The following is a 24,231-nucleotide window of genomic DNA, read 5'->3' as shown; positions in this document are numbered from 1 at the left end:
GAGGTGACCGTGAACGCTAAGACCACCGCCACCGGTGGCAACACCTGGCGAAACCTGCCCGCGGCGCAGCAGCCCGAGTACCCCGATGCCGAGGCTCTGCGCGATGTGATCGCGGACCTCGAGTCGTATCCGCCGCTCGTCTTCGCGGGCGAGTGCGACCAGCTGCGCGCCCGACTGGCCTCCGTCGCCAAGGGAGAGGCGTTCCTGCTCCAGGGCGGCGACTGCGCGGAGGCCTTCGACGCCGTCTCCGCCGACCACATCCGGAACAAGCTGAAGACGCTGCTCCAGATGGGCGCCGTCCTCACGTACGCGGCGTCCGTGCCCGTCGTGAAGATCGGCCGCATCGCCGGGCAGTACTCCAAGCCGCGCTCCAAGCCGACCGAGACCCGCGACGGCGTGACGCTCCCGACCTACCGGGGCGACTCCGTCAACGGCTTCGACTTCACCGAAGAGGCCCGGATCCCGGACCCCGAGCGCCTGAAGCGGATGTACAACGCCTCCGCCTCCACGCTCAACCTGGTGCGCGCCTTCACCACCGGCGGTTACGCCGACCTGCGCCAGGTGCACGCCTGGAACCAGGACTTCGTGAAGTCGTCCCCCTCCGGCCAGCGGTACGAGCAGCTGGCCCGCGAGATCGACAACGCGCTCAACTTCATGCGGGCCTGCGGCACCGACCCGGAGGAGTTCAAGACCGTCGAGTTCTACGCCTCCCACGAGGCGCTGCTGCTCGACTACGAGTCGGCGCTGACCCGCGTCGACTCCCGCACCGGCCGGCTCTATGACACCTCGGGCCACATGGTCTGGATCGGTGAGCGCACCCGCCAACTGGACCACGCGCACATCGAGTTCGCCTCCCAGGTGCGCAACCCCATCGGCGTCAAGCTCGGCCCGACCACGACGGCCGAGGAGGCGTTGCAGTACATCGAGCGCCTCGACCCCGACCGCGAGCCCGGCCGGCTGACCTTCATCGTCCGCATGGGCGCCGACAAGGTCCGCGACAAGCTCCCCGAGCTGGTCGAGAAGGTCACCGCCTCCGGCGCGACCGTCGCCTGGATCACCGACCCGATGCACGGCAACACCTACGAGGCGGCCTCGGGCCACAAGACCCGCCGCTTCGACGACGTGCTCGACGAGGTCAAGGGCTTCTTCGAGGTCCACAAGGCGCTCGGCACGCACCCGGGCGGCATCCACGTCGAGCTCACCGGTGACGACGTCACCGAGTGCGTGGGCGGCGGCGACGAGATCTTCGTCGACGACCTCCACCAGCGCTACGAGACGGCCTGCGACCCGCGGCTCAACCGCAGCCAGTCGCTCGACCTGGCGTTCCTGGTGGCGGAGATGTACCGCGACCAGTAGTTCTTCGAGCTGTACGCACGTGTGGGGCGCGGATCCGTGTGATCCGCGCCCCACCGGCGTATCCGGGCTTTTGTGTGCCCGGTGTGATGGGTAAGGTTAGGTTAGCCTCACCGATCAATCGGGACGGCGCTACCGATGAGTCCTGTCCGTCCTGATCTGTCCGGGAGGTGAACCGCGTGTACGTCTGCAACTGCTTCGGGGTCACCGAGGCGCAGGTGAAGAAGCACGCGGCGGACGGGGCCTGCACCCCCCGCCAGATAGCCTCGGCCTGCAAGGCGGGTACGGACTGCGGTTCGTGCGTGCGCCGCATCCAGGCGCTGCTCGGCCGGGGCGCCTGCCCCCGCCGCGAGCTGGCGGACCAGGGAGAGCCGGTGCTCTCCGGCCTGGACGAAACCGTCCAGCGGGCGGCCTAGCCCTCCGGCTGCTCGATGAGCTGCGCGAGGTAGAGCGGCTCGCCCAGCTTCTCGACGAGCTCCAGCTGGGTGTCGAGATAGTCGATGTGGTGCTCCTCGTCGGCGAGGATCGACTCGAAGATGTTCGCGGACGTGATGTCGCCCTTGGCGCGCATCACCTCGATGCCCCGCTTGAGGCGGTCGATCGCCTCCACCTCGACCTGCCGGTCCGCCTGGAACATCTCGGTGACCGTCTGGCCCACCCGGACGTGGAAGAGCCGCTGGTAGTTGGGCAGGCCGTCGAGGAACAGAATCCGGTCGGTCAGCACCTCCGCGTGCTTCATCTCGTCGAACGACTCTGACCGGGTGTACTTCGCGAGCTTCGTCCAGCCGAAGTTCTCCTGCATCTTGGCGTGGAGAAAGTACTGGTTGATCGCCGTCAGTTCGGCGGTCAGCTGCTCGTTGAGAAATTCAATGACCTCGGGGTCGCCCTGCATCGCAGAGGCTCCTTCCACGCGGGTGACTGGGCAGGTAGCGCGCATCTTTGCACCGGTGTTCGGAGGGCGTCCAGTAAGTGCACGCTTAGTAGGAGTTGCCCGAATCCGTATCTGTCAGACTTCGTCTGGTCACGTCCACCGCCCCGGGTCTGTCAGGATGGAGTCATGGGTCAGCCGGCGGAACGCGCATCTCGACAGGCGGCGGAGCCGGAGCTTCCGCCGGGTCAGCGGCTGCAGCGCGGCTGGCCGGTCACGCACTACGGACCAGTGCCGAAGTTCCGTCCCGAGCGCTGGGAGTTCAGGGTTTTCGGCGCCACCGCCGACGGCGCGAAGCACCGCTGGACGCACGAGGAATTCTCCGCCCTGCCGTACGACACCGTCGTCGCCGACCTGCACTGCGTCACGAAGTTCAGCATGCTCGGCGCCGAATGGGGCGGGGTGCCGGCCCGCACGCTCCTGGAGCTCGCCCCGCCCGCGCCGAACGCCACCCATGTGATGGTCTGGGCCGAGTACGGCTTCAGCTCCAACCTGCGCATGGCGGACTTCGCCTCCGACCGCACGATTTTCGCCACGCACAAGGGCGGCGAACTGCTCACCGCGGAACACGGCTTCCCGCTCCGGCTCGTGGTGCCCCACCTGTACGCGTGGAAGGGCCCCAAGTGGGTCCGCGGCGTCGAGTACATGACCGCCGACCGCCGCGGCTTCTGGGAGGAGCGCGGCTACCACAACCTCGGCGACCCCTGGCGGGAACAGCGCTACTCGTACCAGGAGGAGCCCGGGGACGGCCCCGAGTTCTAGAGCCTTGCCTACGCGCTCCTGAGCCCCTTCAGGCGCGCCACGTCCGCCGCGTGCCCCTCCTTGCCGCCGGGCGTCTCGATCACCAGCGGCACGCCGTCGGTGGCCGGGTGGAGCATCAGCTCGCGGAAGGGCTCCTCGCCGATGTGGCCGGTGCCGATGTTCTCGTGGCGGTCCTTGTGGGCGCCGACGACGTCCTTGGAGTCGTTGGCGTGCACGAGCTTCAGACGGCCCTCGCCGACCGTGTCCACCAGGAGGTCCAGGGTCTGCTTCATGCCGCCCGGGCCCGTCAGGTCGTGGCCAGCCGCGTAGATGTGGCAGGTGTCCAGGCAGATGCCCAGCTTGGGGTGGGCGTCCAGCGCCTCGAAGTACGGGCCGAAGTCCCAGGTGCGGGAGCAGAGCGAGGCGCCCTGGCCCGCGGTCGACTCCAGGAGCAGGAACGGGTCGTCGTCGTGCGTCAGCTCGTCGAGGAGCGGCAGCATCCGGTCGCGCACCTGCCGCAGGGCGACCGCCCGGTCCCGGCCGCCGGTCGCCGAGCCGGTGTGCACGACGACGCCGAGCGCGCCGATCTCGCGGGCCCGGCGCAGCGAGTGGCGCAGGGACTCCACGGACTTCTCGACGGTCGCCTCGGTGTGCGAGCCGAAGTTGATGAGGTAGGGCGCGTGGACGTACGCCGGGATGTTCTCGGCGGCACAGGCCGCGCGGAACGCCTCGTCCTGCTTCGGGTTGCCGGGCGGGGTCGCCCAGCCGCGCGGGTTGGCGACGAAGACCTGGACGGCCTCGGCGCCGAGGTCACGGGCGTACGACAGGCCGACGGAGGCGAGTCCGCCGGCCACCGGGACGTGGCCGCCGACGGGATTGCGGGACAGTGCGTTGGGGGACTTGTTGCTGCTCACGACGTCAAGGGTGGCACGCGGGCGGGGGTGCTCCCGAACGGTGCGGGGGCGGCACCGGGCCGGGCGACGCCGGGCCGGGGCCCGGCGTCCGGCTCAGCGGATCGTGATGGTGATCGTCGAGTTCTTCGGCGCCTTGTCGCCGCCGTCCACCGACTGCTTCTTCACGGTGTCCCCGAAGATGCCCAGCAGGCCGCGGTCCTCGTCGACCTCGAAGCCCGCGCCCTCCAGCTCGTCCTTGGCCTCGTCGACGCTCATGCCGGTGACGTCCGGCACCTCGACCATCGGCGGGCCCTTGGAGATCGTCAGCGTGACCGTGTCGCCCTCCGCGACCGTCTCGTTCCGGTCGGGCGACTGCTTGACGACATCACCCTTGTCCTCGTCGGAGTGGACCCGGGCCGGGGCGATCTCGACCTTCAGCCCGGCGTCCTCCAGCTCCTCGGTGGCGTCGGCCTGGGAGTCACCCCTCACGTCGGGGATCTCGACCGGGCGGCCCTTGCTGACGACCAGGGCGACGGCCGAGCCCGCCTTGCGGGTGAAGCCGGCCCGCGGGTCCGTGCTGATCACGGAGCCCTTGTCGATGTCCTCGCTGAAGCTCTTGGTGACCATGCCCGGCGCGAGCCCGGAGCTCTTGAGCTCCTTCTTCGCCGTGGCCAGCGGCAGGTTCTTCACGTTCGGGACCTTCACGGTCTCCGGGCCCAGGGAGATGGTCAGCGTCACCCCGTCGTTCTGCCGGATGCGGTCGCCCACCGCGGGGTCGGTGTTCATGACCGTGCCGCGCTTGTCCGTGTCGCTGTGGGCGCGCTTGACGTCCTTGACCTCGAGACCGGCGTCGTCGAGCCGCTGCTTCGCCTGCGCCTCGGTCTTCGCCAGGATCGGCGGGACCTCCGTGAACTGGCCGGAATTGATGTACCAGATGCCCGTGCCGAGGCCCAGGACCAGCAGGACACCGGCTATGACCGCGATCGTGCGGCGGCGCGGGTCGAACCGCCGCCGGGAGGCCGGTGCGGCGGTGGGCGGGCCGGGCGGCGGGGTCGTGAGAACGCTGGTGCGATTCAGCGCGTCCTGGCCACCCCGCTGCTCCTGCTCGCCCTCCGCGGGCAGCGGGAGCTGCACGGAGCGCGCCGCGCGCGGGATCACGCTCGTGCGGTCCCCGGAGATGTCGCGGTGCTCCTGGTCCGCCGGGTGTGCCTGCGGGGGCACGGCGTCGAGCTGCTCCTCGGTCAGGCCGGCCCGCGCCTCCCTGAGCTGCGCGAGGAGCGCCACCGCGTCGTACGGCCGGATGTCCGGGGTGCGCGCGGTGGCGGCGGCGACCAGCTCGTCGAGGGCGAAGGGGAGCCCGGGGACGGCCGCAGACGGGGGCGGCACGTCTTCGTTGAGGTGCTGGTAGAGGACCTGGGCGGGGGAGTCCCCGGAGTGCGGCTTGGCGCCGGTCAGCATCTCGTAGAGCACGACCCCGCACGCGTACACGTCGACGCGGGTGTCCGCCGTGCCGTGCTCGATCTGCTCGGGGGCGAGGTACGACACGGTGCCGAGGACGGTGCCCGTCGTGTTCGTGACCGTGTCCACCGCGCGGACGAGCCCGAAGTCGGCGACCTTCACGCGGCCGTCGTCCCCTATGAGGACGTTCTCCGGCTTCATGTCGCGGTGCACGAAGCCCGCGCGGTGCGCGGCGCCGAGCGCGGCGAGGACCGGCTCCAGGATGTCGAGGGCGGCCCGCGGCTGAAGGGCGCCGCGCTCGCGCAGGACGTCGCGCAGGGTGCAGCCCGCGATGTACTCCATCGCGAGGTAGACGTACGACCCGTCCGTGCCCTGGTCGAACACGCCGACCACGTTCGGATGGGAGAGGCGGGCCACCGACTTGGCCTCGCGGATGAAGCGGTCGACGAAGGAGGCGTCGGCCGCCAGCGTCGGATGCATCACCTTGAGCGCGAGGACGCGGTCGAGGCGGGTGTCCACGGCCCGGTAGACCGTGGCCATCCCGCCGACCGCGATGCGCCCGTCGACGCGGTAACGGCTGTCGAGCAGCTGCCCGACGAGCGGGTCCTGAAGGGTCGTGTCCACAGAGGGAGTCTACGAGCAGCCACCGACACGCCGACCGGCCCGTGCCCGGTCACGGCGCGACTGCGACCGAGCTGTGACAGGCGACGGCACGGGGCGCCCCCTCAGGGGCGCGGGGAACTGCGCGACAAGCCCCCACCGGCGGGCGGCCGCGCACGGCCGCATCCCCGCACCCCCTAGGGCGCCCCGAAGGCAGGCCGCTCCGGATCGAGCCGGGCCAAGCCCTCCACAGGGGAGGACGCCTCCGAGCTGTGACAGGCGACGGCACGGGGCGCCCCCTCAGGGGCGCGGGGAACTGCGCGACAAGCCCCCCACCGGCGGGCAGCCGCGAGCGAACAGAGCCCCGCACCCCCTAAGGCGCGCCGAAGGCAGGCCGCTCCGGATCGAGCCGGGCCAAGCCCTCCGCAGGAGAGGACGCCTCCGCGAAGTGCCGACGCGGAATCCGCCCGGCCCGGTGCGCGAGCCGCCCTGCCTCCACGCCGTGCCGCATGGCCTCGGCCATCAGGACCGGCTCCTGCGCCCGCGTCACCGCGGAGGCGAGCATCACGCCCGCGCACCCCAGCTCCATCGCGATCGCCGCGTCGGACGCCGTGCCCGCCCCCGCGTCGAGGATCACCGGCACGCGCGCGTGCTCCACGATCAGCTGGAAGTTGTGCGGGTTGCGGATGCCGAGCCCGGAGCCGATGGGCGAGCCGAGCGGCATGATCGCCGCGCACCCCACGTCCTCCAGCTTCCGCGCGAGCACCGGGTCGTCGTTCGTGTAGGGCAGGACGGTGAAACCGTCGTCCACCAGGGTCTCGGCCGCGTCCAGGAGCTCGACCGGGTCGGGCAGCAGGGTGCGCTCGTCGGCGATCACCTCCAGCTTCACCAGGTCCGTGCCGAGCGCCTCCCGTGCGAGCCGGGCGGTGAGGACGGCCTCGCCCGCCGTGAAGCAGCCCGCCGTGTTGGGCAGGACGCGGATGCCGAGCCGGTCGAGGACGGAGAGCACGGAGCCCTGGACGCCCGGGTCGAGGCGGCGCATCGCGACGGTGGTCAGCTCCGTGCCGGACGCGATGAGGGACCGCTCCAGGATGTCGAGGCTGGGCGCCCCTCCCGTGCCCATGATCAGGCGCGAGGAGAGGGTGAGCCCGCCGATGACGAAGGGGTCGTCTGCCATGGTGCTTCAGCCTCCCTGGACGGCGGTGAGTATCTCGACGCGGTCGCCCGCGGCGAGCGTCGTGGTGGGCCACTGCGCGCGCGGGACGACGGTTTCGTTGACGGCGGCGGCGACACCGGAGTGCGCCGAGGAGAGGGTGGCCACGACGGCTTCGAGCGTGGTGCCCGAGGCCACGTCGCGTACCTCCCCATTGACGGAAACGGCGAAGGGCGTGCTCATGCGTGCTGCTCCGTGAAGTGCGGTGTGGCGGGAGGGGGTACGGGGGAGGGCTCGGCGAAGCGGCGCGGGGTGAACGGACGCGCTACGTCCGGCAGTTCGCCGGTGGTCAGGGCGTGGGCCATGACGTCACCCGTGAGGGGCGTCAGGAGGATGCCGTTGCGGTGGTGGCCGGTGGCCAGGTGGAGTCCCGCGAGCCGCGTCGGGCCGAGCAGCGGCGCGTTGTCGGGGGAGCCGGGGCGCAGGCCCGCACGGGTCTCGGTCAGCGGCAGTTCCGTGATGCCGGGGACCAGTTCGTGCGCGTCCCGCAGGAGTTCGTAGACGCCGCCCGCGGTCACCGTGGTGTCCCAGCCGAGCTCCTCGCTGGTCGCGCCCACGACGAGCTCGCCGTTCTCCCGCGGCACGAGGTAGACGTGGCTGCCGCGCACCACGGCCCGCACGGTGCGGCTCAGGAACGGCGCGTACGGCTTCGGCACCGTCAGCCGCAGGACCTGGCCCTTCACGGGCCGCACGGGCGGCAGGACGTCCTCGGGGACACCCCCGAGACGCCCGCTGAGACTGCCCGCCGCGAGGACGGTCAGGCCCGCGCCCAGCTCGGTGCCGTCCGCGAGGACGACGCCGCGCGCCCGGTCGCGTACGACCGAGAGGCGCTCGGCCCACGCGCGGTGGAAGGTCACACCGGCCCGCTCGCAGGCCACCACGAGCGCCGCCGCGAGCCGCCGCGGGTCGACCTGGTGGTCGCCGTCGACCCGCAGCCCGCCCCGTACGCCCGGGGCGAGCATCGGCTCCAGACGGCGGCACTCCCGGCCGCTCAGCCACTCGGAGTCAAGCCCCGAACGGCGTTGCAGGGCGTGCAGTTCGCGCAGGTGGGCGCGGTCGTCGGAGTCGAGCGCGACGGCGAGCGTGCCGCACGCGCGGTAGCCGAGATCCTGTCCGCTCGCCTCGGTCAGCTCGGCGGCGAAGGCGGGGTAGCGGCGGGCGGATTCGACGTTGATGCCGAGCAGTGTCTGCTCGCCGTAGTGGAGTTCGGTGACGGCGGCCAGCATGCCCGCCGCGACCTGCGCGGCGCCCCCGCCCGGCGCCGGGTCGACGAGCGCGACGGACAGTCCGCGCCCGGCGGCCCGCCAGGCCGTGACCAGGCCGATGACGCCGCCTCCGACGACAAGGACGTCAGAGGTGGCGGATGGTGCTGTCGTACGTGGATGCATGGGCGTCCAGCCCCTCCCTTCGCCGGCATGACCCGGATCAGGTTCGTACGGTCGGAGGCCGTCCCAGCCTCCCTCTCAGCCCGGTGCGTCCGGGCTCCCGCGAGTGCTCTGCACCGGCCACCCTAGCCCGTCGCTCCGCGTGGCAGTAGGGGAGCTGTCCGGGTACGGGCGGTGACGGTGTGTCAGAGATCTCCTCGCAGCCGTCTGAGGGCGCCCGGGGCCGCCGCCCTACAGTGATCGGGTGAGCGAGCAGCAGACACAGAGCGGAAATCAGCGGCAGACGGAGCGGCGCGTCGTCGTCGTCGGGGCCGGCATGGCCGGGGTGCAGACCGCGGTGGCCCTGCGCGAACAGGGGTTCGCCGGTCCGGTCACCGTCGTCGGGGCGGAGCCACACCAGCCGTACGACAGGCCGCCGCTGTCCAAGGCGGTGCTGCTCGGCAAGGCGGAGGGCTCCGCCTTCGACATCGACTTCGAGGCGCTCGGCATCGAGCTGGTCCTGGGCCGCGAGGTCACCGGCGTGCGCCCCGCCGACCACCGGCTCGACACCGCCGACGGCCCCCTCGCGTACGACGTGCTGGTCCTCGCGACCGGCGCCGAACCGGTCCGGTTGCCCGGCACCGAGGGAGTCCAGGGGGTCCACCTCCTGCGCACCCTGGACGACGCCGAGCGGCTGCGCCCGGTCCTCGCCGAGCAGCGGGACGTCGTGATCGTCGGGGCGGGCTGGATCGGCGCGGAGTTCGCGACCGCCGCGCGCGAGGCGGGCTGTTCCGTCACCGTGGTCGAGGCCGCCGCACGGCCGCTCGCCGGAGCGCTGCCCGAAGAGGTCGCGGCCCCCATGACGGGCTGGTACGCGGACTCCGGAGCGGTCCTGCGCACCCACGCGCGCGTGGAGCGTGTCGAACCGGGCACCGTCGTCCTGTCCGACGGGACCCGGCTGCCCGCCGGCGCCGTCGTCGTCGGCATCGGGGCACGGCCCGCGACGGCCTGGCTGACCGGCTCCGGCATCGCACTGGGCAGCCACGGGGAGGTCGTGGCCGACGCCCACCTGCGCACCTCGGCGCCCGACGTCTACGCGGTCGGCGACTGCTCTTCCTTCCCTTCGGGAAGGTACGGGGAGCGTCTGCTCGTCCACCACTGGGACAACGCGCTCCAGGGCCCGCGCACGGTGGCGGCGAACATCATCGGCGAGACACCCGCGGCGTACGACCCCGTGCCGTACTTCTGGTCGGAGCAGTTCGGCCGCTTCGTGCAGTACGCGGGCCACCACGCCTCGGCGGACGAGCTGGTGTGGCGCGGCGACCCGACGGGTGTGGCCTGGTCGGTGTGCTGGCTGCGGGAGGGCGCCCTGGTGGCGGTCCTCGCGGTGGGCCGCCCCAGGGACCTGGCCCAGGGCCGCAAACTGATCGAGTCCGGCGCCCGGCTGGACCCTGTATCGGCGGCAGACCCTTCGGTCCCCCTGAAGAAGGCGGTCCGGTAGCCGGACGGCCGCCGCCCGGTGTGTGTCAGTGGCCAGAGATACGCTGGGACAGTGACCGAGATTGACGCAAAGACTGACGCTCTTGTCCCCGAGTGGCTGCACCTCCCCGACATCGCCGAAATGCTCGACGTCGAGGTGACCCGTGTGCGCCAGCTGGTCAAGGAGGGCCAGCTGATCGCCGTGCGCCGCGGGGAGAACCGGGCGCTCCAGGTGCCCGCCGCCTTCATCGACGGCGACAAGGTCGTCAAGGGCCTCACCGGCACCCTGACGCTCCTGCGGGACGACGGCTTCTCCGACGAGGAGATGCTGGAGTGGCTCTTCACCCCCGACCCGACCCTGCCCGGCACCCCCGTGCAGGCCCTGAGCGAGAATCGCGGCACGGAGGTGAAGCGCCGCGCCCAGGCGCTCGCCGTCTGAGCAGGCAGACACTCGCCGTCTGACCTGAGTACACCGTCCGGCGTAGCGGGCCGCGTGACGTCATGCGGTCCGGTACGCCACCGACAACGGGGGGACTTCTCCATGGCCGCCGACCACCGCGCCCGGCTCGCGGACGCCCGGCTCTATCTCTGCACGGACGCCCGCAAGCGGCAGGGGGACCTCCCGGAGTTCCTCGACGCGGTCCTGGCGGGCGGCGTCGACATCGTGCAGCTGCGCGACAAGGGCATGGAGGCCGGCGAGGAGCTGGCGCACCTCGAGGTCTTCGCGGACGCCGCACGGCGGCACGGCAAGCTCTTCGCGGTCAACGACCGCGCGGACGTCGCGCACGCCGTCGGCGCCGACGTGCTGCACCTCGGCCAGGGCGACCTGCCCGTCCCCGCGGCCCGCGCCATCCTCGGCGCGGACGTCCTCGTGGGCCGCTCCACGCACGCCGAGCCGGAGGCCGCCGCGGCCGCCGTCCAGGAGGGCGTGGACTACTTCTGCACGGGGCCGTGCTGGCCCACGCCGACCAAGCCGGGCCGCCACGCCCCGGGCCTCGACCTGGTGCGGTACACGGCCTCGCTCGGCACGGACCGGCCCTGGTTCGCCATCGGCGGCATCGACGCGGGCAACCTGGACGAGGTCCTTGAGGCGGGTGCGCGGCGCGTCGTCGTGGTGCGGGCGATCACCGAGGCCGACGACCCCGGGGCCGCCGCCGCGGAGTTCGCGAAGCGGCTGCGTACATCTGTCTGATCAACAGCCCGGAAGTGTCCGATCCGTGGACAACAAAGCGGCAAATCGGCTAAATCAACCAGGTCTGGTTGGGTGACCGTCGCGGCCTGGCTAACCTGCCCATATGGCCTCAGGCACAGCTTCGACCAGGACTGACCGTGCGCGCACGGTGCGCGACATGCTCGCGACCGGGAAAACGACATTTTCGTTCGAGTTCTCCGCTCCGAAGACCCCGAAGGGCCAGCGGAACCTCTGGAACGCGCTGCGACGGGTCGAGGCGGTCGCCCCGGACTTCGTCTCCGTGACCTACGGCGCGGGCGGCTCGACGCGCACCGGCACGGTCAAGGAGACCCAGCAGATCGTCGCCGACACGACGCTGACGCCGGTCGCGCACCTGACGGCGGTCGACCACTCCGTGGCCGAGCTGCGCAACATCATCGGGCAGTACGCGGACGCCGGGATCAGGAACATGCTCGCGGTCCGCGGCGACCCGCCCGGCGACCCGCTCGGTGAGTGGATCGCGCACCCCGCGGGCCTCACCTACGCCGCCGAACTGGTCGAGCTCATCAAGGAGTCCGGTGACTTCTGCGTGGGCGTCGCGGCCTTCCCCGCGATGCATCCGCGCTCGCCGGACTGGGAGTCCGACACCCGGCACTTCATCGACAAGTGCCGGGCCGGCGCGGACTACGCGATCACGCAGATGTTCTTCGACCCCGAGGAGTACCTGCGGCTGCGCGACCGCGTCGAGGCGGCGGGGTGCGAGACGCCGATCATCCCCGAGATGATGCCGGTCACCAACGTCCGGCAGCTCGACCGGCTGCCGCAGCTCAGCAACGCCGTGTTCCCTGCCGAGCTGAAAGAGCGGATCCTCTCGGTCAAGGACGATCCCGCCGCTGTACGCTCCATTGGCATCGAGTTCGCGACGGAGTTCTGCGCGCGATTGCTGGCCGAAGGCGTGCCCGGTCTGCACTTCATCACGCTGAACAACTCCACGGCGACGCTGGAAATCTACGAGAATCTGGGCCTGCACCAGTAGGCCTGAACGGTCGTACCCGCACCCGAGGGGCGGCGACCGTAGGGGAGAGGGGCGTACATGGGCTGGACGGTCCTCTACATCGCGTTCGGATTCGTCGCGCTGTGGCTGCTCGGCGAGGTGCTGTTGCAGTACAAGGCCAGGCTGCGCTGGCGCCTGCTCGCCTTCGTGGGCTTCCTCGGCGTCGTCGTCGGCGTGCTGATCCCGTCGGTGTGGATCATCGGGCTCGGCGCCATCGCGTTCGCCACGGGCCAGACGTACGTGACGATGTCGTTCCGCCGGGGCTTCGCCACCGGCTGGGCGCTCGGCGGGAAGCCGGGCCTGAGCAAGCGCCGCAAGCGGCCCGCGCGGGCCGCCGCGGCCGCGCCGGAACCGACGCTCCGGGTCTCCGACCTGGAGGTCACCGACCGGGACACCGCTGACGGGGACGTCTCCGACCTGGAGTACGGCCAGGTCCCGCCGCCGCCCGCGCACGGCCCGGAGCTCCCCGCGGCCGGGATATACGAGCCGGAGCCGCTGCCCGATGACACCGGGCAGTACGGCGTGTACAGCGACGCGGCCTACACCCCGCCGACCGCAGGCGACGCCCACCAGGGCGAGGGCTACGGCTACGACGCCGCGGCCTACACCGGCTACGACCAGCAGCACGCCGCGCAGAACTACGCGTACGACGAGACCGGCCAGCAGCAGTACGCCGCCTACTCCGACCCGTACATCGGCACGCAGACCTACGGCGCGCGGCAGAGCTACGACACCTACAACGACCCGCAGCAGTACGCCCCGTACGGCGGGGACACCTACAGCGGCTCCCTCGGCGGTACGTACGAGGACACTCCGCCCGGCGGCGTCTGGGTGCCGCAGCAGCGCACCACCGACGATCTCTTCGGCGGCGAACTGCCGCCCGAGCAGCCGCATCCGCCGCACCAGGACGGCCACGCCGGGTACGACGGGCCGGGCTACAACGAGCAGCAGTACCGCTGCTGAGGCGCGGGGCTCACCGGGCCGCGGGGGCTCACCGGGACACGCGGCTCACTGCGAGCCGCGGAACTCCGGGCCCTCCACGATCAGGCCCGCGACGAGCGTGCCCGACATCCCGGCGTGCGGGAGACCGCCGCCGGGATGCGCCCAGCCGCCCACGGCGAACAGCCCCGGGAGGCCCGTGCTGTTCGACGGGTGCAGCAGCCTGCCGCCGGCCGCCGCGAGCGCCGGGGCCGGGACCGCGCCGCCCTCGGCACCGGTGGCCTCGGCGACATCGGCGGGGGTGCGGACCTCGTGCCAGAGGAGACGGCTCCGGAGGCCGGGGATCACGGCCTCGGCCCGGGATATCACCCGCTCCACGTCCGCCGGGGCGATCTCCAGGTGCGCGGGCACCGTCACCGTGAGCGTCACCGCCTCGTGCGCGCCGTCCGGCGTCAGATCCGGGTCGTCGGGGCGCAGCACGGCGACAGTGGGCGAGGCGGGGAGTCCGGGCCGCTCGCCGAAGAGGCGGTCGAGCCCGTCCTCCCGGTCGGCCGAGTGCACCACCGTCCGGGCCGGGGTGCCCTCGGGACGCGCTCCGGACAGCGCCATGAACACCGTCAGCCGGCTGGGCATGCCCGAGCGCGCGGGGACGTCACCCGCCGCCCGCACCTCCCTGCCGGGCAGCATGCCGTCCAGGACCGTGGGGGCCACGCCGGCGACCACGAAGTCCGCGTCCGCGACGGTGCCGTCCGCGAGCTCCACGCCCGCCGCCCGGCCGTCCTTCTCGACGATCCGCGTCACCGCCGAATCGAACACGAACTCGACCCGCCGGGCCAGACACCGCTCGTACACCGCACGGGCCAGGGCGCGCATGCCGCCCCGCGCCGACCAGGTGCCGAACGTCTGCTCCAGATAGGGCAGGACGGCCGCGCTCGCCGGCGTCGACCGGGGGTCCAGGCCGTGCGCGAGGGCGAACTGCTCCAGGAGCGCGACCAGCCGCGGATCGCCGCCCAGCTCCAGCTCGCCGACCTCGCTGAGCGTGACCGCACGGCGCTCGCGGCGCAGCAGGCGCTTGTGCGGCACCGACGGGTACGGCTCGCGGGCGGCGAGCACCTCCCAGTTCGGCCAGAGGGGCTCTTCCAGGAGGGGGCGGCGGGTGCGGTCCCAGGCCTCCCGCGCGCGGTTCATGAACGCCGACCAACGGGCGCCCGCGCCCTCGCCGAGGGCCGTGTCCAGGGCCTCGCCCACGCCCGCCCGCGAGGCGTTCGGCAGGTCGGCCGCGGTGCCGTCCGCGAAGACGTGGCGCACGGCGGGCTCCACCTGCGACAGCTCGACGCACTTCTCCAGCGGCTCCTTGCCCGTCTTGACGAACAAGTCGCGGTGGACCGCGGGGAGCTGGAGCAGCCCCGGTCCGGTGTCGAAGGCGAAGCCGTCGCGCTCGACGCGGCCGAGCGCGCCGCCGTACGTCCCGCCGCGCTCGTACACCACCACCCGGTGGCCAGCGACGGCCAACCGGGCGGCCGCCGTCATCGCGCCGAGACCGGCGCCGATCACCACAATCCGTGCCATGCCAGGGACTTTATCGGCAGCCACCGACAATCACGGCGGCGGTGGTCCGGTCCGCCCCGCCAGCCGCTTCTCCTCGCGCCGCTGCGCCCTGCGCCGCAGGAACCGCCGGATCCGCGAGACGAGGAAGAACAGCAGGAGCAGGCCGAGCAGCAACAGCACCGCCGCGATGATCGCGGCGGCCTCCGGGTAGAACATCGCGAAGCTGATGACGCCGCCGACGCCGAGATCCTCGGCCGTGCTCAGCACGACGTTGCTGAACGGCTCCGGCGAGGTGTTGACCGCCATCCGGGTGCCGGCCTTCACCGCATGGCTCGCCAGCGCGGTCGTGCCGCCCACCGCGCCCGCGGCCAGGTCGGACAGGGACCCGCTCTGCCCCGCGAGGAGGGCACCCACCACGGCGCCGGAGACCGGCCGGATCACGGTGTGCGCCGTGTCCCAGACCGAATCGACGTACGGGATCTTGTCGGCGACGGCCTCGCACACGAAGAGCACACCGGCCGCGATCAGCACATCGGGCCGCTGCAACGCCTCGGGAACCTCGTCACTGACTCCGGTCGCGCCGAAGACGCCGAGCAGCAGGACAACGGCGTACGCGTTGATCCCGCTCGCCCAGCCGCTGGTGAAGACCAGGGGGAGTACGGACACGGACGTGATCGTAACCAGTCGGGGACCGAGCGGCCCGGGGATGAGTGCGTACGCCTGAGTATCCGTACCTAGTGGGTGAGATGAGTACGCGCGCGGATGGGGCCCCACCTGCAAAGACGGAAGAGTGTGGGGCACGGAGAGGGGCGCGGTGCGGGTACCGCCGACACGGGGCGGCGGAACGGTGCCGCGCCCTTGGCCGCTCCTCCCGCCGGCCGGCGGGAGCGAGGTACGGGGGTGACTCGGGGGGACGACCAAACGGGGGTCGCACGGGGGTCACGGGGGGACACGAAGAAAGCGCCGGTCCGGTGCCGCCCGGTAACGGGGGGCACCGGACCGGCGCCGTTGTGCCAGGTTTTCGTGTCCCTACGCGCGCGTGCCGCTCACCCGGCCCTGTAGCAGCCGCGAGAGGGCCGCGTGCACGTCGTCCAGCGAGCGCTCCGGCTGGAAGGCCTGCCAGTCCAGCGCGGCCACCAGGACCATGCCGACGAGCGCGGCGGCCGTCAGCGGGATGTCGATCTCCTCGCTCAGCTCGCCGTTCGCCACGCCCGCCCGCAGCACGTCCTCGACCACCGCGACGGCCTGCTGCCTGACGACGAGCAGCGTGGACTGCCAGGCCCGGTTGGTGCGCCACAGCTCGGCGACGTACAGCTGGGTGAAGGCCGGATAGCGGTTGATGAAGACCAGACCCGCGCGGATCATCGCGTCGAGGGCGTCGACCCTGCTGCCGCCGCCCCTGTCGGCCTCATCGGCGGCCTCCTTCAGGGAGGCGGTCAGCAGGCCGACGCCGTGCCGCAGCAGCTCTTCGAAGAGGACCGATTTGCTCGCGAAGTTGTAGTAGACGGTGCCCTTCGCGACGCCGGCCCGTTCGGCGATCTCGTCGACCGTCGTGGCCGAGAAACCCTGCTCGGCGATGAGGGTGACGGCGGCCTCGTAGAGCTTCTGCCGAGTGGCCTCGCGGCGGGTGCTGACTGCACTGCTGTCCATGGCCCTGATTCTCACACTCACAGGCTCAGCTCCGGGTGCAGCCGGTCCAGGGTCCACACCTGCTTGCGGCGCGCGGAGAGCGCGGTCAGCGCGAGGGCGCCCACCGTGAAGGCCGAAAGGACCGCGCAACCCAGCCAGACGGGACCGAGGCCGCCGCCCGTGATGAGTCTCCGGAGAGCCTCGACGACGTAACTCATCGGCAGGAAGGGGTGGATCGCGCCGAAGAAGCCGGGGCTCGTCTGCACGGGGTACGTGCCGCCCGCCGACGTCAGCTGGAGCATCAGCGCGGCGAGGACGAGGATCCGCCCGGCCGCTCCGAAGCGGGCGTTGAGCCACTGCACGATCGCCGCGAAGCACGCGGTCACCAGGCAGAGGAAGCCCACCGTCCCGGCCGCCCTGGCCATCTCCAGGCCGAGCCCCCAGTGCAGGACCGAGAGCAGCGCCGCGGTCTGGAGCACGCCCAGGGCGGCCACCGGCAGCCAGCCCGCGAGCGCGATGCGCCACGCGGAGGCGCCCGCGGCGAGCGCGCGCCGGTTGAGCGGCTGGATCAGCATGTACGCCACCATCGCGCCCACCCACAGGGAGAGCGGGATGAAGTACGGCGCGAAGCCCGTGCCGTAGTTCGGCGCCTCGTGCATGGACCGGGAGGCGAGCCGCACGGGGTCGGACATGACTCCGGTGCGCTCGTCACGGTCCTTCTTGTCGTAGTCCGGGATCTTCTTGACGCCGTCGTGCAGCCCGCCGGACAGCTTCGCGGAGCCGTCGGCCAGCTTGAACATGCCGCCCTTGAGGTCGCCCGCGCCGGTCTCCAGCTTGCCGATGCCCGTGTCGAGGTCGTCGGCGCCGGTCTTGGCGGTGCCGAGGCCGGTGTGGATCTTCTTGGCACCCTTGGCGACCTTGCCCGCGCCCTTGTTGAGGTCGTTGATCTGCGTGACGGCGGTGTTCAGGTCCTCGTCGAGGTGCGGGGCGCGGTCGGCGAGCGCCTGGGACTTCTTCTGGAGCGTGGCCAGGTGCTTGTCGAGCTTCTTGACGTCGCTGTTCTGGTCCTTGATCACGGTGTTCATGTCGTCCGCGATGGTCGACACGTTCTCCACGGCCTTCTTGGCCTCCTTGAACTGCGGGCAGCCGGGGTCCGGGACGGGCGCCTTCACGCACTGCTCCGTGTAGAAGTCGTCCATGATCCGCGAGGCTTTCCCGGCGCGCTCGGCCGCGCCGGGCGCGAGCCTGACCCAGTCGTCCAGGTGGTTCCGCATCGCCTTGGAGGAGTCGGCGACGAGCTGGGCCGTGTGGCCGATGTACTTGCCGTTGTCCTTCAGGAAGGGCCGCACCTTGTCCGCCGCGCCGTTGACCCTGTCGGCCAGCTTCTGCGTGCCGTCCGCGACCTTCTTCGAGCCGTCCTCCAGCTTGCCCGCGCCCGTGTGGAGCTTCCGCACGCCCCCGGCGAGGTCGCCGCTGCCCTTCTTGGCGTCCGTCAGGCCGTTCGCGAGGTCCTTGGTGCCCTTCTTCGCCTTGCCGATGCCGTCGTCCAGCTTGTCGGCGCCGTCGGCGGCCTTCTGCGTCGCTCCGTGGATGTCGGAGAACGAGATGAAGATCTTGTCGAGGAAGGAACGCGACGCCTTCGTGGACGCGGCGGAGCGCACCTCGGAGAAGACCGTCCGCGAGATCTGCCCGACGATGTAGTTGTTGGCGTCGTTCGTGCGCACCCGCAGGGCGCCCGTCTCCGGAGACTCCCCCGAACTCGACGCGATGCGCTTGCTGAAGTCCGCGGGCATGGTCAGCGACAAGTAGTACGTCCCGTCCTCCACGCCCTCGCGCGCCTCGGCGTCACTCACCTCGTGCCACTCGAAGGTCTTGCTGTCGCGCAGCCCCTCGACGATGTTGTCGCCCGCCGTGAGTCTCCTGCCCTGTGCGGTGGCTCCCTTGTCGTCGTTGACGAGCGCCACGGGAATGCGGTTCAGATGGCCGTACGGATCCCAGAACGACCACAGGTACAGCGCGCCGTAGAGCAGGGGGAGCAGCAGGAGGGCGACGAGCGCGGCGCGCGGCAGCTTGCCCCTGCCGAAGCGCCTGAGCTCAAGCGCGGCCAGTTTCGGCGAGCGCATCCGCCGTCTCCTTGTCGTCGTCGGTGAGGCGGGTGGGGTCGGTGGTGGTGTGGGTGGTGCCGGTGAGGCGGGTGGGGGCGGTGCGGACCACGACCGCGCCCTCCGGAGCCTCGCTGCACACCGCGAGGACGGTCGTCCCGTACTCCGTGAGGGACTTCAACATCGCCCACGCCTCGGCCCGTTCGGCATCCGAGAGCTTCAGGTCGGTGTCGTCGACGCCGAGCAGGCGCGGCCGGCCGATCAGGGCCAGGGCCACGGAGAGCCGCAGGGCCTCCAGCCGCTCCAGATCGCGCACGGAGGTCCGCCGCCCCTTGGGCAGGCTCTCCAGGTCGAGCCCGGCGGCGGCCAGCGCGGTGTCGACGCGTAGCCGCGTCTGTGCCGCCCGCTCGGCGCGGGGCCGCAGCAGACCGCGCAGCGGCCCGCCGAACCGCCGCTCCAGGAGCGCCCGTTCGCGCAGGTGCTCGGCGACGGTCAGGGCCGGGTCCAGGTCGGTGACGCCGGGCACGGGACCGAGCCCGCTGATCCGGCGCACCGCGGCCAACTGCCCGGGCAGCCGGAAGCGGTCCACGGACGCGTGGCCCTCGGTGGCGCGCATACGTCCCGTGAGCGCGAGCAGAAGACAGGTGCGGCCGGAACCCGAAGGACCCTCCAGCGCGATCAGTGACCCGGGCTCCGCTTCGATCCCGATGCCGCGGAACGCCCAGCCGCGCGGCCCCTTGAGCCCGAACTCCCCGGCGGTGACGGCCGCTCCGCGCGCGCCGTCGGTCGGACCGTCCACAGTCCCCCCTGCCCCTCCGTCGAACCGGAATTTGAACTGACTGGTCAGTTCAAAAATAAGCCCGAACCCGCGATCGAGGCAAAGTCCCAGGTCAGAACCGATTGTCAGTGGGGTACTCCACGATGGGCACATACGGCCACTGCGCCGTCACACGACGACAGGAGGTTCGTCATGGCCAGCACTTCCGCAGCAGCCGCCCGCCGGCACCGCGCCGTCGGCCCTGCTCCCTCACTGACCGGCCCGGCGAGCGATGTCCACCCCGTCCTGCGCCGCGCGACCGCCCCGCCCGCCGCTCTCGAACTGCTCGCCCAGGCCCGCGCCGGGATCGACGAGGCCGCCCTCCTCGACGCCCCCCACGAGCGCTATGCCACCGCCCACCTCGCCGCCCTGCGCACCGCCGCCGCCGTCCTCGCCGCGCGCGGCCGCCCCGAGACGACACCGCGCCGCAGGCAGCGCATCCGCAGCGCCTGGGAAGTCCTCCCCGAGATAGCTCCCGAACTCACCGAGTGGAGCGCCCTGTTCGCCTCCGGCGCCGCCCGGCGGGCCCGCGCCGAGGCGGGCATAGCGGCCGCCGCCACCGCCCGCGACGCCGACGACCTGCTCCGTGACGTCGCGATGTTCCTGCGCCTCGTCGAGCGGATGCTCGTGCTCCAGCCCGTGCTGCCCCAGCCACGGCAGGAGCCGCGGGACGCGGGCCGCGAGCCGCCGGACGCGGGCTGACCGGCCCGTCCGTGCGGTGGGAGGCGTGGCCGGGGCACGGTTCCGCAGGCAATAGGGTGGGGGCGAATCGCACCCCACGCGCCGAGGAGTCACCTGCCGTGTCGGACCCGATGCGCCCCCGCGCTTCTCTTCGTACAGCAGTGGTCTGGGACGTCCTGAAGGACGCCCTCGACCGCCGCGCCAAGGTCACCGGCCGGGAGTCGCGCACCGAACTCGACGTGCTCGACACCGGCGGTGGCAGCGGCAACTTCGCGGTGCCGGTGGCCCGCCTCGGCCACCGCGTCACCGTCGTCGACCCCAGTCCGAACGCCCTGTTCGCGCTGGAGCGCCGGGCCGCCGAGGCCGGCGTCGCCGACCGCGTGCGCGGCGTCCAGGGCGACGTGCTCGGCCTCTTCGACGTCGTCGAGCGCGGCGGCTTCGACGCGGTCCTGTGCCACGGCGTCTTGGAGTACGTGGACGACCCCGCCGAGGGCGTGCGCCTCGCCGTGGACGCGCTGCGCCCCTCCGGCGTCCTCAGCCTGCTCGGCGCGGGCCTCGGCGGCGCCGTGCTCGCCCGTGCCCTCGCCGGGCACTTCAAGGAGGCGCAGACCGCGCTCACCGACCCGGCGGGCCGCTGGGGCGCGGGCGACCCCGTGCCGCGCCGCTTCACCGCCGAGCAGCTCACCGGTCTCGTCGAGGCCGCGGGCGTCCGCGTCGACGCGGTGCACGGCGTCCGGGTCTTCGCCGACCTGGTCCCCGGCGTCCTCGTGGACACCGAGCCGGGCGCCCTGGACGCCCTCCTCAAGCTGGAGGCCGCCGCCGCGGAGCTGCCCGCCTTCCACTCCGTCGCCACCCAGCTGCACGTCCTCGGCGAGGCACCGGACGCCGCCCGCCCATGAGGCGCTCCTGCGGCTGACCGGCTGATCAGGGCCGCAGCCGCACATGGAGTACGCCACAGGCCCCCCGAACGGGCTACGGGCGCCGTATGATCGAGGGACACCGTTCTGCATGAGGGTTCGGCCGCTGGGGAATGCACGCTTCAGCGAGCCGGATCGGCGTGAAGGTCCGGTTTGGCGAAGTTGGCGTAGAGGGGCGGGTTTCACGGGGGCGATTCCCTGCCTATCCTGAAGGGGACCCCCGGTCGCCCCGGCGACTGCACGATGAGGAGGACTCCGTGCCGCTCTCGGAGCACGAGCAGCGCATGCTCGAGCAGATGGAGCGAGCGCTGTACGCCGAAGATCCCAAGTTCGCGACAGCGCTTGAGGGAAGCGGGCTGCGTACGTACACCCGGAAGCGGGTCTACCAAGCGGTCGCGGGCTTCCTGGTGGGCATCGCCCTTCTCATGGCCGGAATGGTCGCCCAGCAGATCTGGATCAGCGTGGTGGGGTTCCTCGTCATGCTGGGCTGCGCGGTGCTCGCCGTCACCGGTTGGCGCAAAGCGCCGAAGCCGGGCGAACAACCTTCGGGCACGGCCGCCGCGCCGGGCGGGGCCGCGGCCCCACGGCAGGCGAGGCAGCGCCGCTCCGTGATGGACCGCATCGAGCAGCGGTGGCAGCGCCGCCGCGACGAACAGCAGGGCGGCCAGTGAGCGCGGCAGCTCAGCACTGACCGAGCAGAGCAGACTTGCAGCAATGTGTGAGGGGTGACCACCCGGCGGGGCGGTCACCCCTCACACGTGTGTGCGCCCGCACCGCGTCGGCCGGGGGCGGGGCCCCGTGCCGCCCGGGGGTGGGACCTCGCGCCACGTGCAGGTGGGCCTGCGCCGCGTGGGGCGGGACCCCGCACCCGCCCCACCCCACAGCCGAGCTCAGCCCTGCTGCCCCGCCCGTCGCGGCAGCTTCCGCATGGCCGTTGCCCAGCGCTCGGCCGCCCGTTCCCGCCAGCGTGTGCTGAACGCCGTCCAGCGGTCCGAGACCGCCCACACCACCCGCGCGGCCGAACGCGGCGCGAGTGTCACGCGCAGGCGGGTGGTGCGGCTCACCGAGGCGTTCAGACCGTCCCGTACGCGCCGTACGTCCTCGGCCAGTCCGGTCGCGGGCTGCGGGTGGGGGGCGTAGAGCACCTGCTCCACCGCGGCCGCGACCCGATGGACGGCCTCCGCGGGGCCCGCGGCGAGCTGTCCGACCCGGACGATGCGCGCCGCGGCCTTCCGGGGGGTCAGCGAGTCGTCCGGCGCGATGCCGTGGTCCCAGGCCGTATCGGTGACTTCGAGCCAGGCCGCCAGCGTCCGCCCCGCTGCCTGCGCCCCGGTGCGGCCACCGGTTCCGAGCCGCGCCGCCCGTGTCCGGGTCCGCCACAGCAGGGGCAGCAGCGGCACCCCGACGACGAGCAGCGCCGCCAGACCGATGCCCACGATCATCCCGACGGGCGGTCCTTCACCGCCCGACCCGGCCGCGACCTGCGGGGCAGTGCTCGCGCAGCCGCCCTGCTTCTTCATGTCGGGCGGGCAGGTGTCCGACGCGGAAGGCGCCGTCGACGGCTCGGAGGACTCGGTCGGCTCCGGGGAGTCCGGGTCGCCGGCGTCGCCCGAGGGGACGTCCGAGCGGGTGTACTCGGGCACCGTGCCCCGGCTCGGTGTCGGCTCGAAACGGGTCCACCCCACGCCCTCGAAGTACAGCTCGGGCCAGGCATGCGCGTCCCGCAACCCGACCGACATCGAACCGTCCCCCCGCACGGTGCCCGGCGTGAAGCCCACCGCGACCCGCGCCGGAATCCCCAGGGTCCGCGCCATGGAGGCCATCGCGAAGGAGAAGTGGACGCAGAACCCCTCCTTCTGCTTCAGGAACCGCTCGATCGCGGAGGGCCCGCTGCCCGCCCGCACCTGGGTGTTGTACGTGAACCCGCCGTCCGACGCGAAGTAGTCCTGGAGCTTGACCGCCTGCTCGTACGGGTTCGCGGCGCCCTTGGTGACCTGCCGGGCCCTGGCCCCGACCAGCGCCGGAAGCGACTCCGGCACGTCGGTGAACTCGCGCCGCAGATCGTCGGGCGGCGCGGGCGCGGCGGCCAGCTGCTCGGCGGTGGGCTCTACGACCAGGCTACTGACCTGGTACCGCGCGCCCCGCGTGGTCTGCCCCCGGTCGCCGACGAGGGCGCGGCCCACCGGCTCGAACCGCCAGCGGCCGCCGATCTCGACCTGGCTGGCCGGGAAGGGCATGGGCAGCCAGTTCTGCGCGTAGCTTTCGGCGGCCGACAGGTTCGTCTGGATCTCGGTCCTGCGGACGTCGGGGCGCAGGCCGACGGGGTTCGGCAGCGGCGACGGCACGTCCTGAATGCGCCGGACGGTGGTCTTCCACGTCGTGCCGTCGAACTGGTCGAGCGAGACGATGCGCAGATACAGGTCGTCGGTCGACTCGGCGTTCGTACGGTACGAGAGGACTTCGCGGTCCTCCGGCTGGTTCAGGCTGTCCTGGAGCGCGACCAGCGGGTTCACGGCCGAGATCGTGCCGCCGCCGCCCGAGCCGCCGCCTCCCGGGCCGCCGGAGCCGTCCAGCAGCCCACCGTCCAGGGCGGGCAGCGCGAGCGGCACCACCAGGGCGATGCCCAGGGCCACGGCCCCGATGCGCCGTCCCGTGCGGACCGGGGCGAGGGCCCCGCTGTTGCTCTCCAGGCCTCCGGAGACCCGGCCCGGCGCGCGCGCCGCGCCGCCGAAGACGCGGCCCCACTGCGAGAGCCGGTCCCGGCCCTCCGCCAGGAGCAGCAGCAGATACCCGGCCGCGGCCAGCAGGAACCACAGCCAGCCGGCGCCGCCGTCGGAGAGCCCCGCCGCGACCGAGTACAGGGCGAGCAGCGGAAGACCGGCGGGGGCCGCGGTGCGGAACGTCACCGCGAGCGCGTCCACCGCGAGGCCGATCACCAGGACGCCACCGACCAGCATCAGCCGGATGCCGTCGCTGAGCGGCGCCGGGATCATGTACTTGCTGACGTCGTTGCCGCCGGCCTCCAGGAGCAGGCCGAACCGCTGGAACACCTCGGGTCCGGGCACGATCCCCGCGAGGGCCTGCTCGCGGGCGAAGACCAGCGTCAGCAGGAACAGCGACACCAGCGCCTGCACCGCCACGGTCAGCGGCCTGGCCAGCGGCACCCGCCGGGCCAGCGCGCCCACCCCGCTCTGCACCACGAGCAGGATCACCGCCTGAAGGAACCACGTCGCCGGGTCGACGAGCGGCAGCAGCGAGCCCGACGCCATCAGGGTGGCCGCGGTGGCGCACACCGCGAGCCGCGCGCGCCCGCTCATCCCCGTCCCCCACCTGTCGTACGTCCC

At 72.4% G+C, this 24,231-nt stretch carries 23 protein-coding genes and 1 riboswitch; of the genes, 11 read left to right on the top strand and 12 right to left on the bottom strand.

Going from position 1 to position 24,231, the window contains the following annotated elements; genetic code table 11:
* Nucleotides 1–3: 3 nt before the first annotated feature.
* Nucleotides 4–1,356 (top strand): class II 3-deoxy-7-phosphoheptulonate synthase, encoded by a 1,353-nt coding sequence (locus ACZ4Z4_RS19345; RefSeq protein ID WP_468328371.1) that lies wholly within the window; start codon nucleotides 4–6, stop codon nucleotides 1,354–1,356.
* Nucleotides 1,357–1,523: 167 nt separating this feature from the next.
* The gene (locus ACZ4Z4_RS19340) at nucleotides 1,524–1,769 is read left to right on the top strand and encodes a (2Fe-2S)-binding protein (RefSeq protein ID WP_468328369.1); all 246 of its coding nucleotides are present in this window, start codon (nucleotides 1,524–1,526) and stop codon (nucleotides 1,767–1,769) included.
* On the opposite strand, the gene bfr is transcribed toward ACZ4Z4_RS19340, so the two are convergent.
* Complete coding sequence (bfr, locus tag ACZ4Z4_RS19335) at nucleotides 1,766–2,245, bottom strand: bacterioferritin (RefSeq protein WP_468328367.1); 480 nt, start codon at nucleotides 2,243–2,245, stop codon at nucleotides 1,766–1,768. The two genes, ACZ4Z4_RS19340 and bfr, sit on opposite strands and share 4 nt — an antisense overlap.
* Nucleotides 2,246–2,410: 165 nt before the next feature.
* On the opposite strand from bfr, the gene ACZ4Z4_RS19330 reads away from it, so the two are divergent.
* Entirely contained in the window at nucleotides 2,411–3,043 is a 633-nt protein-coding gene (locus ACZ4Z4_RS19330; protein ID WP_468328365.1) for a sulfite oxidase-like oxidoreductase, read from the top strand.
* An 8-nt stretch (nucleotides 3,044–3,051) separates the two neighbouring features.
* On the opposite strand, the gene ACZ4Z4_RS19325 is transcribed toward ACZ4Z4_RS19330, so the two are convergent.
* The 5 genes from ACZ4Z4_RS19325 to thiO all read right to left on the bottom strand — a co-directional run bounded on the left by ACZ4Z4_RS19325 (nucleotide 3,052) and on the right by thiO (nucleotide 8,574).
* A complete protein-coding gene (locus ACZ4Z4_RS19325) occupies nucleotides 3,052–3,936 on the bottom strand; it encodes a deoxyribonuclease IV (protein ID WP_468328363.1) in 885 nt (294 codons plus the stop codon).
* Nucleotides 3,937–4,029: 93 nt separating this feature from the next.
* Nucleotides 4,030–5,997, bottom strand: a complete 1,968-nt coding sequence (gene pknB / locus ACZ4Z4_RS19320) for a Stk1 family PASTA domain-containing Ser/Thr kinase (RefSeq protein ID WP_468328361.1) — start codon at nucleotides 5,995–5,997, stop codon at nucleotides 4,030–4,032.
* 349 nt (nucleotides 5,998–6,346) lie between these two features.
* On the bottom strand, nucleotides 6,347–7,150 hold the full coding sequence (locus ACZ4Z4_RS19315) for a thiazole synthase (RefSeq protein ID WP_468328359.1): 804 nt from the start codon (nucleotides 7,148–7,150) through the stop codon (nucleotides 6,347–6,349).
* 6 nt (nucleotides 7,151–7,156) lie between these two features.
* Nucleotides 7,157–7,369, bottom strand: coding sequence for a sulfur carrier protein ThiS (thiS, locus tag ACZ4Z4_RS19310; protein WP_468328357.1), 213 nt, complete (start codon nucleotides 7,367–7,369; stop codon nucleotides 7,157–7,159).
* Nucleotides 7,366–8,574, bottom strand: coding sequence for a glycine oxidase ThiO (gene thiO / locus ACZ4Z4_RS19305; RefSeq protein ID WP_468328355.1), 1,209 nt, complete (start codon nucleotides 8,572–8,574; stop codon nucleotides 7,366–7,368). Before thiO ends, thiS begins: the two co-directional genes overlap by 4 nt.
* Nucleotides 8,572–8,685: riboswitch (TPP riboswitch) on the bottom strand. (Overlaps the previous gene by 3 nt.)
* Nucleotides 8,686–8,887: 202 nt before the next feature.
* Between thiO and ACZ4Z4_RS19300 the strand changes: the two genes are divergently transcribed.
* The 5 genes from ACZ4Z4_RS19300 (at nucleotide 8,888) to ACZ4Z4_RS19280 (ending at nucleotide 13,217) form a co-directional block, all read left to right on the top strand.
* The gene (locus tag ACZ4Z4_RS19300; RefSeq protein ID WP_468328487.1) at nucleotides 8,888–10,051 is read left to right on the top strand and encodes an NAD(P)/FAD-dependent oxidoreductase; all 1,164 of its coding nucleotides are present in this window, start codon (nucleotides 8,888–8,890) and stop codon (nucleotides 10,049–10,051) included.
* Between the two features lie 51 nt (nucleotides 10,052–10,102).
* A complete protein-coding gene (locus ACZ4Z4_RS19295) occupies nucleotides 10,103–10,468 on the top strand; it encodes an Rv2175c family DNA-binding protein (RefSeq protein WP_468328353.1) in 366 nt (121 codons plus the stop codon).
* 102 nt (nucleotides 10,469–10,570) lie between these two features.
* Nucleotides 10,571–11,221, top strand: coding sequence for a thiamine phosphate synthase (gene thiE / locus ACZ4Z4_RS19290; RefSeq protein ID WP_468328352.1), 651 nt, complete (start codon nucleotides 10,571–10,573; stop codon nucleotides 11,219–11,221).
* Between the two features lie 103 nt (nucleotides 11,222–11,324).
* Nucleotides 11,325–12,236 (top strand): methylenetetrahydrofolate reductase [NAD(P)H], encoded by a 912-nt coding sequence (gene metF / locus ACZ4Z4_RS19285; protein WP_468328350.1) that lies wholly within the window; start codon nucleotides 11,325–11,327, stop codon nucleotides 12,234–12,236.
* A 57-nt stretch (nucleotides 12,237–12,293) separates the two neighbouring features.
* On the top strand, nucleotides 12,294–13,217 hold the full coding sequence (locus tag ACZ4Z4_RS19280; protein ID WP_468328348.1) for an SCO2102 family sporulation regulator: 924 nt from the start codon (nucleotides 12,294–12,296) through the stop codon (nucleotides 13,215–13,217).
* 45 nt (nucleotides 13,218–13,262) lie between these two features.
* On the opposite strand, the gene ACZ4Z4_RS19275 is transcribed toward ACZ4Z4_RS19280, so the two are convergent.
* From ACZ4Z4_RS19275 to ACZ4Z4_RS19255, 5 genes are all read right to left on the bottom strand, one after another.
* The gene (locus ACZ4Z4_RS19275) at nucleotides 13,263–14,762 is read right to left on the bottom strand and encodes a phytoene desaturase family protein (protein WP_468328346.1); all 1,500 of its coding nucleotides are present in this window, start codon (nucleotides 14,760–14,762) and stop codon (nucleotides 13,263–13,265) included.
* A 30-nt stretch (nucleotides 14,763–14,792) separates the two neighbouring features.
* Nucleotides 14,793–15,407, bottom strand: a complete 615-nt coding sequence (locus ACZ4Z4_RS19270) for a DUF4126 domain-containing protein (protein ID WP_468328344.1) — start codon at nucleotides 15,405–15,407, stop codon at nucleotides 14,793–14,795.
* A 363-nt stretch (nucleotides 15,408–15,770) separates the two neighbouring features.
* Nucleotides 15,771–16,391, bottom strand: a complete 621-nt coding sequence (locus tag ACZ4Z4_RS19265; protein WP_468328342.1) for a TetR/AcrR family transcriptional regulator — start codon at nucleotides 16,389–16,391, stop codon at nucleotides 15,771–15,773.
* A gap of 17 nt (nucleotides 16,392–16,408) precedes the next feature.
* Nucleotides 16,409–18,493, bottom strand: coding sequence for a YhgE/Pip family protein (locus ACZ4Z4_RS19260; RefSeq protein ID WP_468328340.1), 2,085 nt, complete (start codon nucleotides 18,491–18,493; stop codon nucleotides 16,409–16,411).
* Nucleotides 18,465–19,271 carry an ATP-binding cassette domain-containing protein gene (locus tag ACZ4Z4_RS19255; RefSeq protein ID WP_468328338.1) on the bottom strand — a complete coding sequence of 269 codons (807 nt, stop codon included), beginning with the start codon at nucleotides 19,269–19,271 and terminating at the stop codon, nucleotides 18,465–18,467. Before ACZ4Z4_RS19255 ends, ACZ4Z4_RS19260 begins: the two co-directional genes overlap by 29 nt.
* 171 nt (nucleotides 19,272–19,442) lie before the next feature.
* Here ACZ4Z4_RS19255 and ACZ4Z4_RS19250 point away from each other — a divergent pair, with 171 nt between their 5' ends.
* The 3 genes from ACZ4Z4_RS19250 (at nucleotide 19,443) to ACZ4Z4_RS19240 (ending at nucleotide 21,558) form a co-directional block, all read left to right on the top strand.
* Entirely contained in the window at nucleotides 19,443–19,991 is a 549-nt protein-coding gene (locus tag ACZ4Z4_RS19250; RefSeq protein WP_468328336.1) for an SAV_6107 family HEPN domain-containing protein, read from the top strand.
* Between the two features lie 98 nt (nucleotides 19,992–20,089).
* Nucleotides 20,090–20,869, top strand: coding sequence for a methyltransferase (locus ACZ4Z4_RS19245; RefSeq protein WP_468328334.1), 780 nt, complete (start codon nucleotides 20,090–20,092; stop codon nucleotides 20,867–20,869).
* A gap of 275 nt (nucleotides 20,870–21,144) precedes the next feature.
* Nucleotides 21,145–21,558 (top strand): DUF3040 domain-containing protein, encoded by a 414-nt coding sequence (locus ACZ4Z4_RS19240; RefSeq protein WP_398307182.1) that lies wholly within the window; start codon nucleotides 21,145–21,147, stop codon nucleotides 21,556–21,558.
* Nucleotides 21,559–21,777: 219 nt separating this feature from the next.
* On the opposite strand, the gene ACZ4Z4_RS19235 is transcribed toward ACZ4Z4_RS19240, so the two are convergent.
* On the bottom strand, nucleotides 21,778–24,204 hold the full coding sequence (locus ACZ4Z4_RS19235; RefSeq protein WP_468328332.1) for a transglutaminase TgpA family protein: 2,427 nt from the start codon (nucleotides 24,202–24,204) through the stop codon (nucleotides 21,778–21,780).
* Nucleotides 24,205–24,231 lie beyond the last annotated feature (27 nt).

Source organism: Streptomyces sp. NPDC030245, assembly GCF_055572995.1.
The sequence above is the reverse complement of the archived record's forward strand: the minus strand, read 5'-3'. Positions and strand labels throughout refer to the sequence as shown.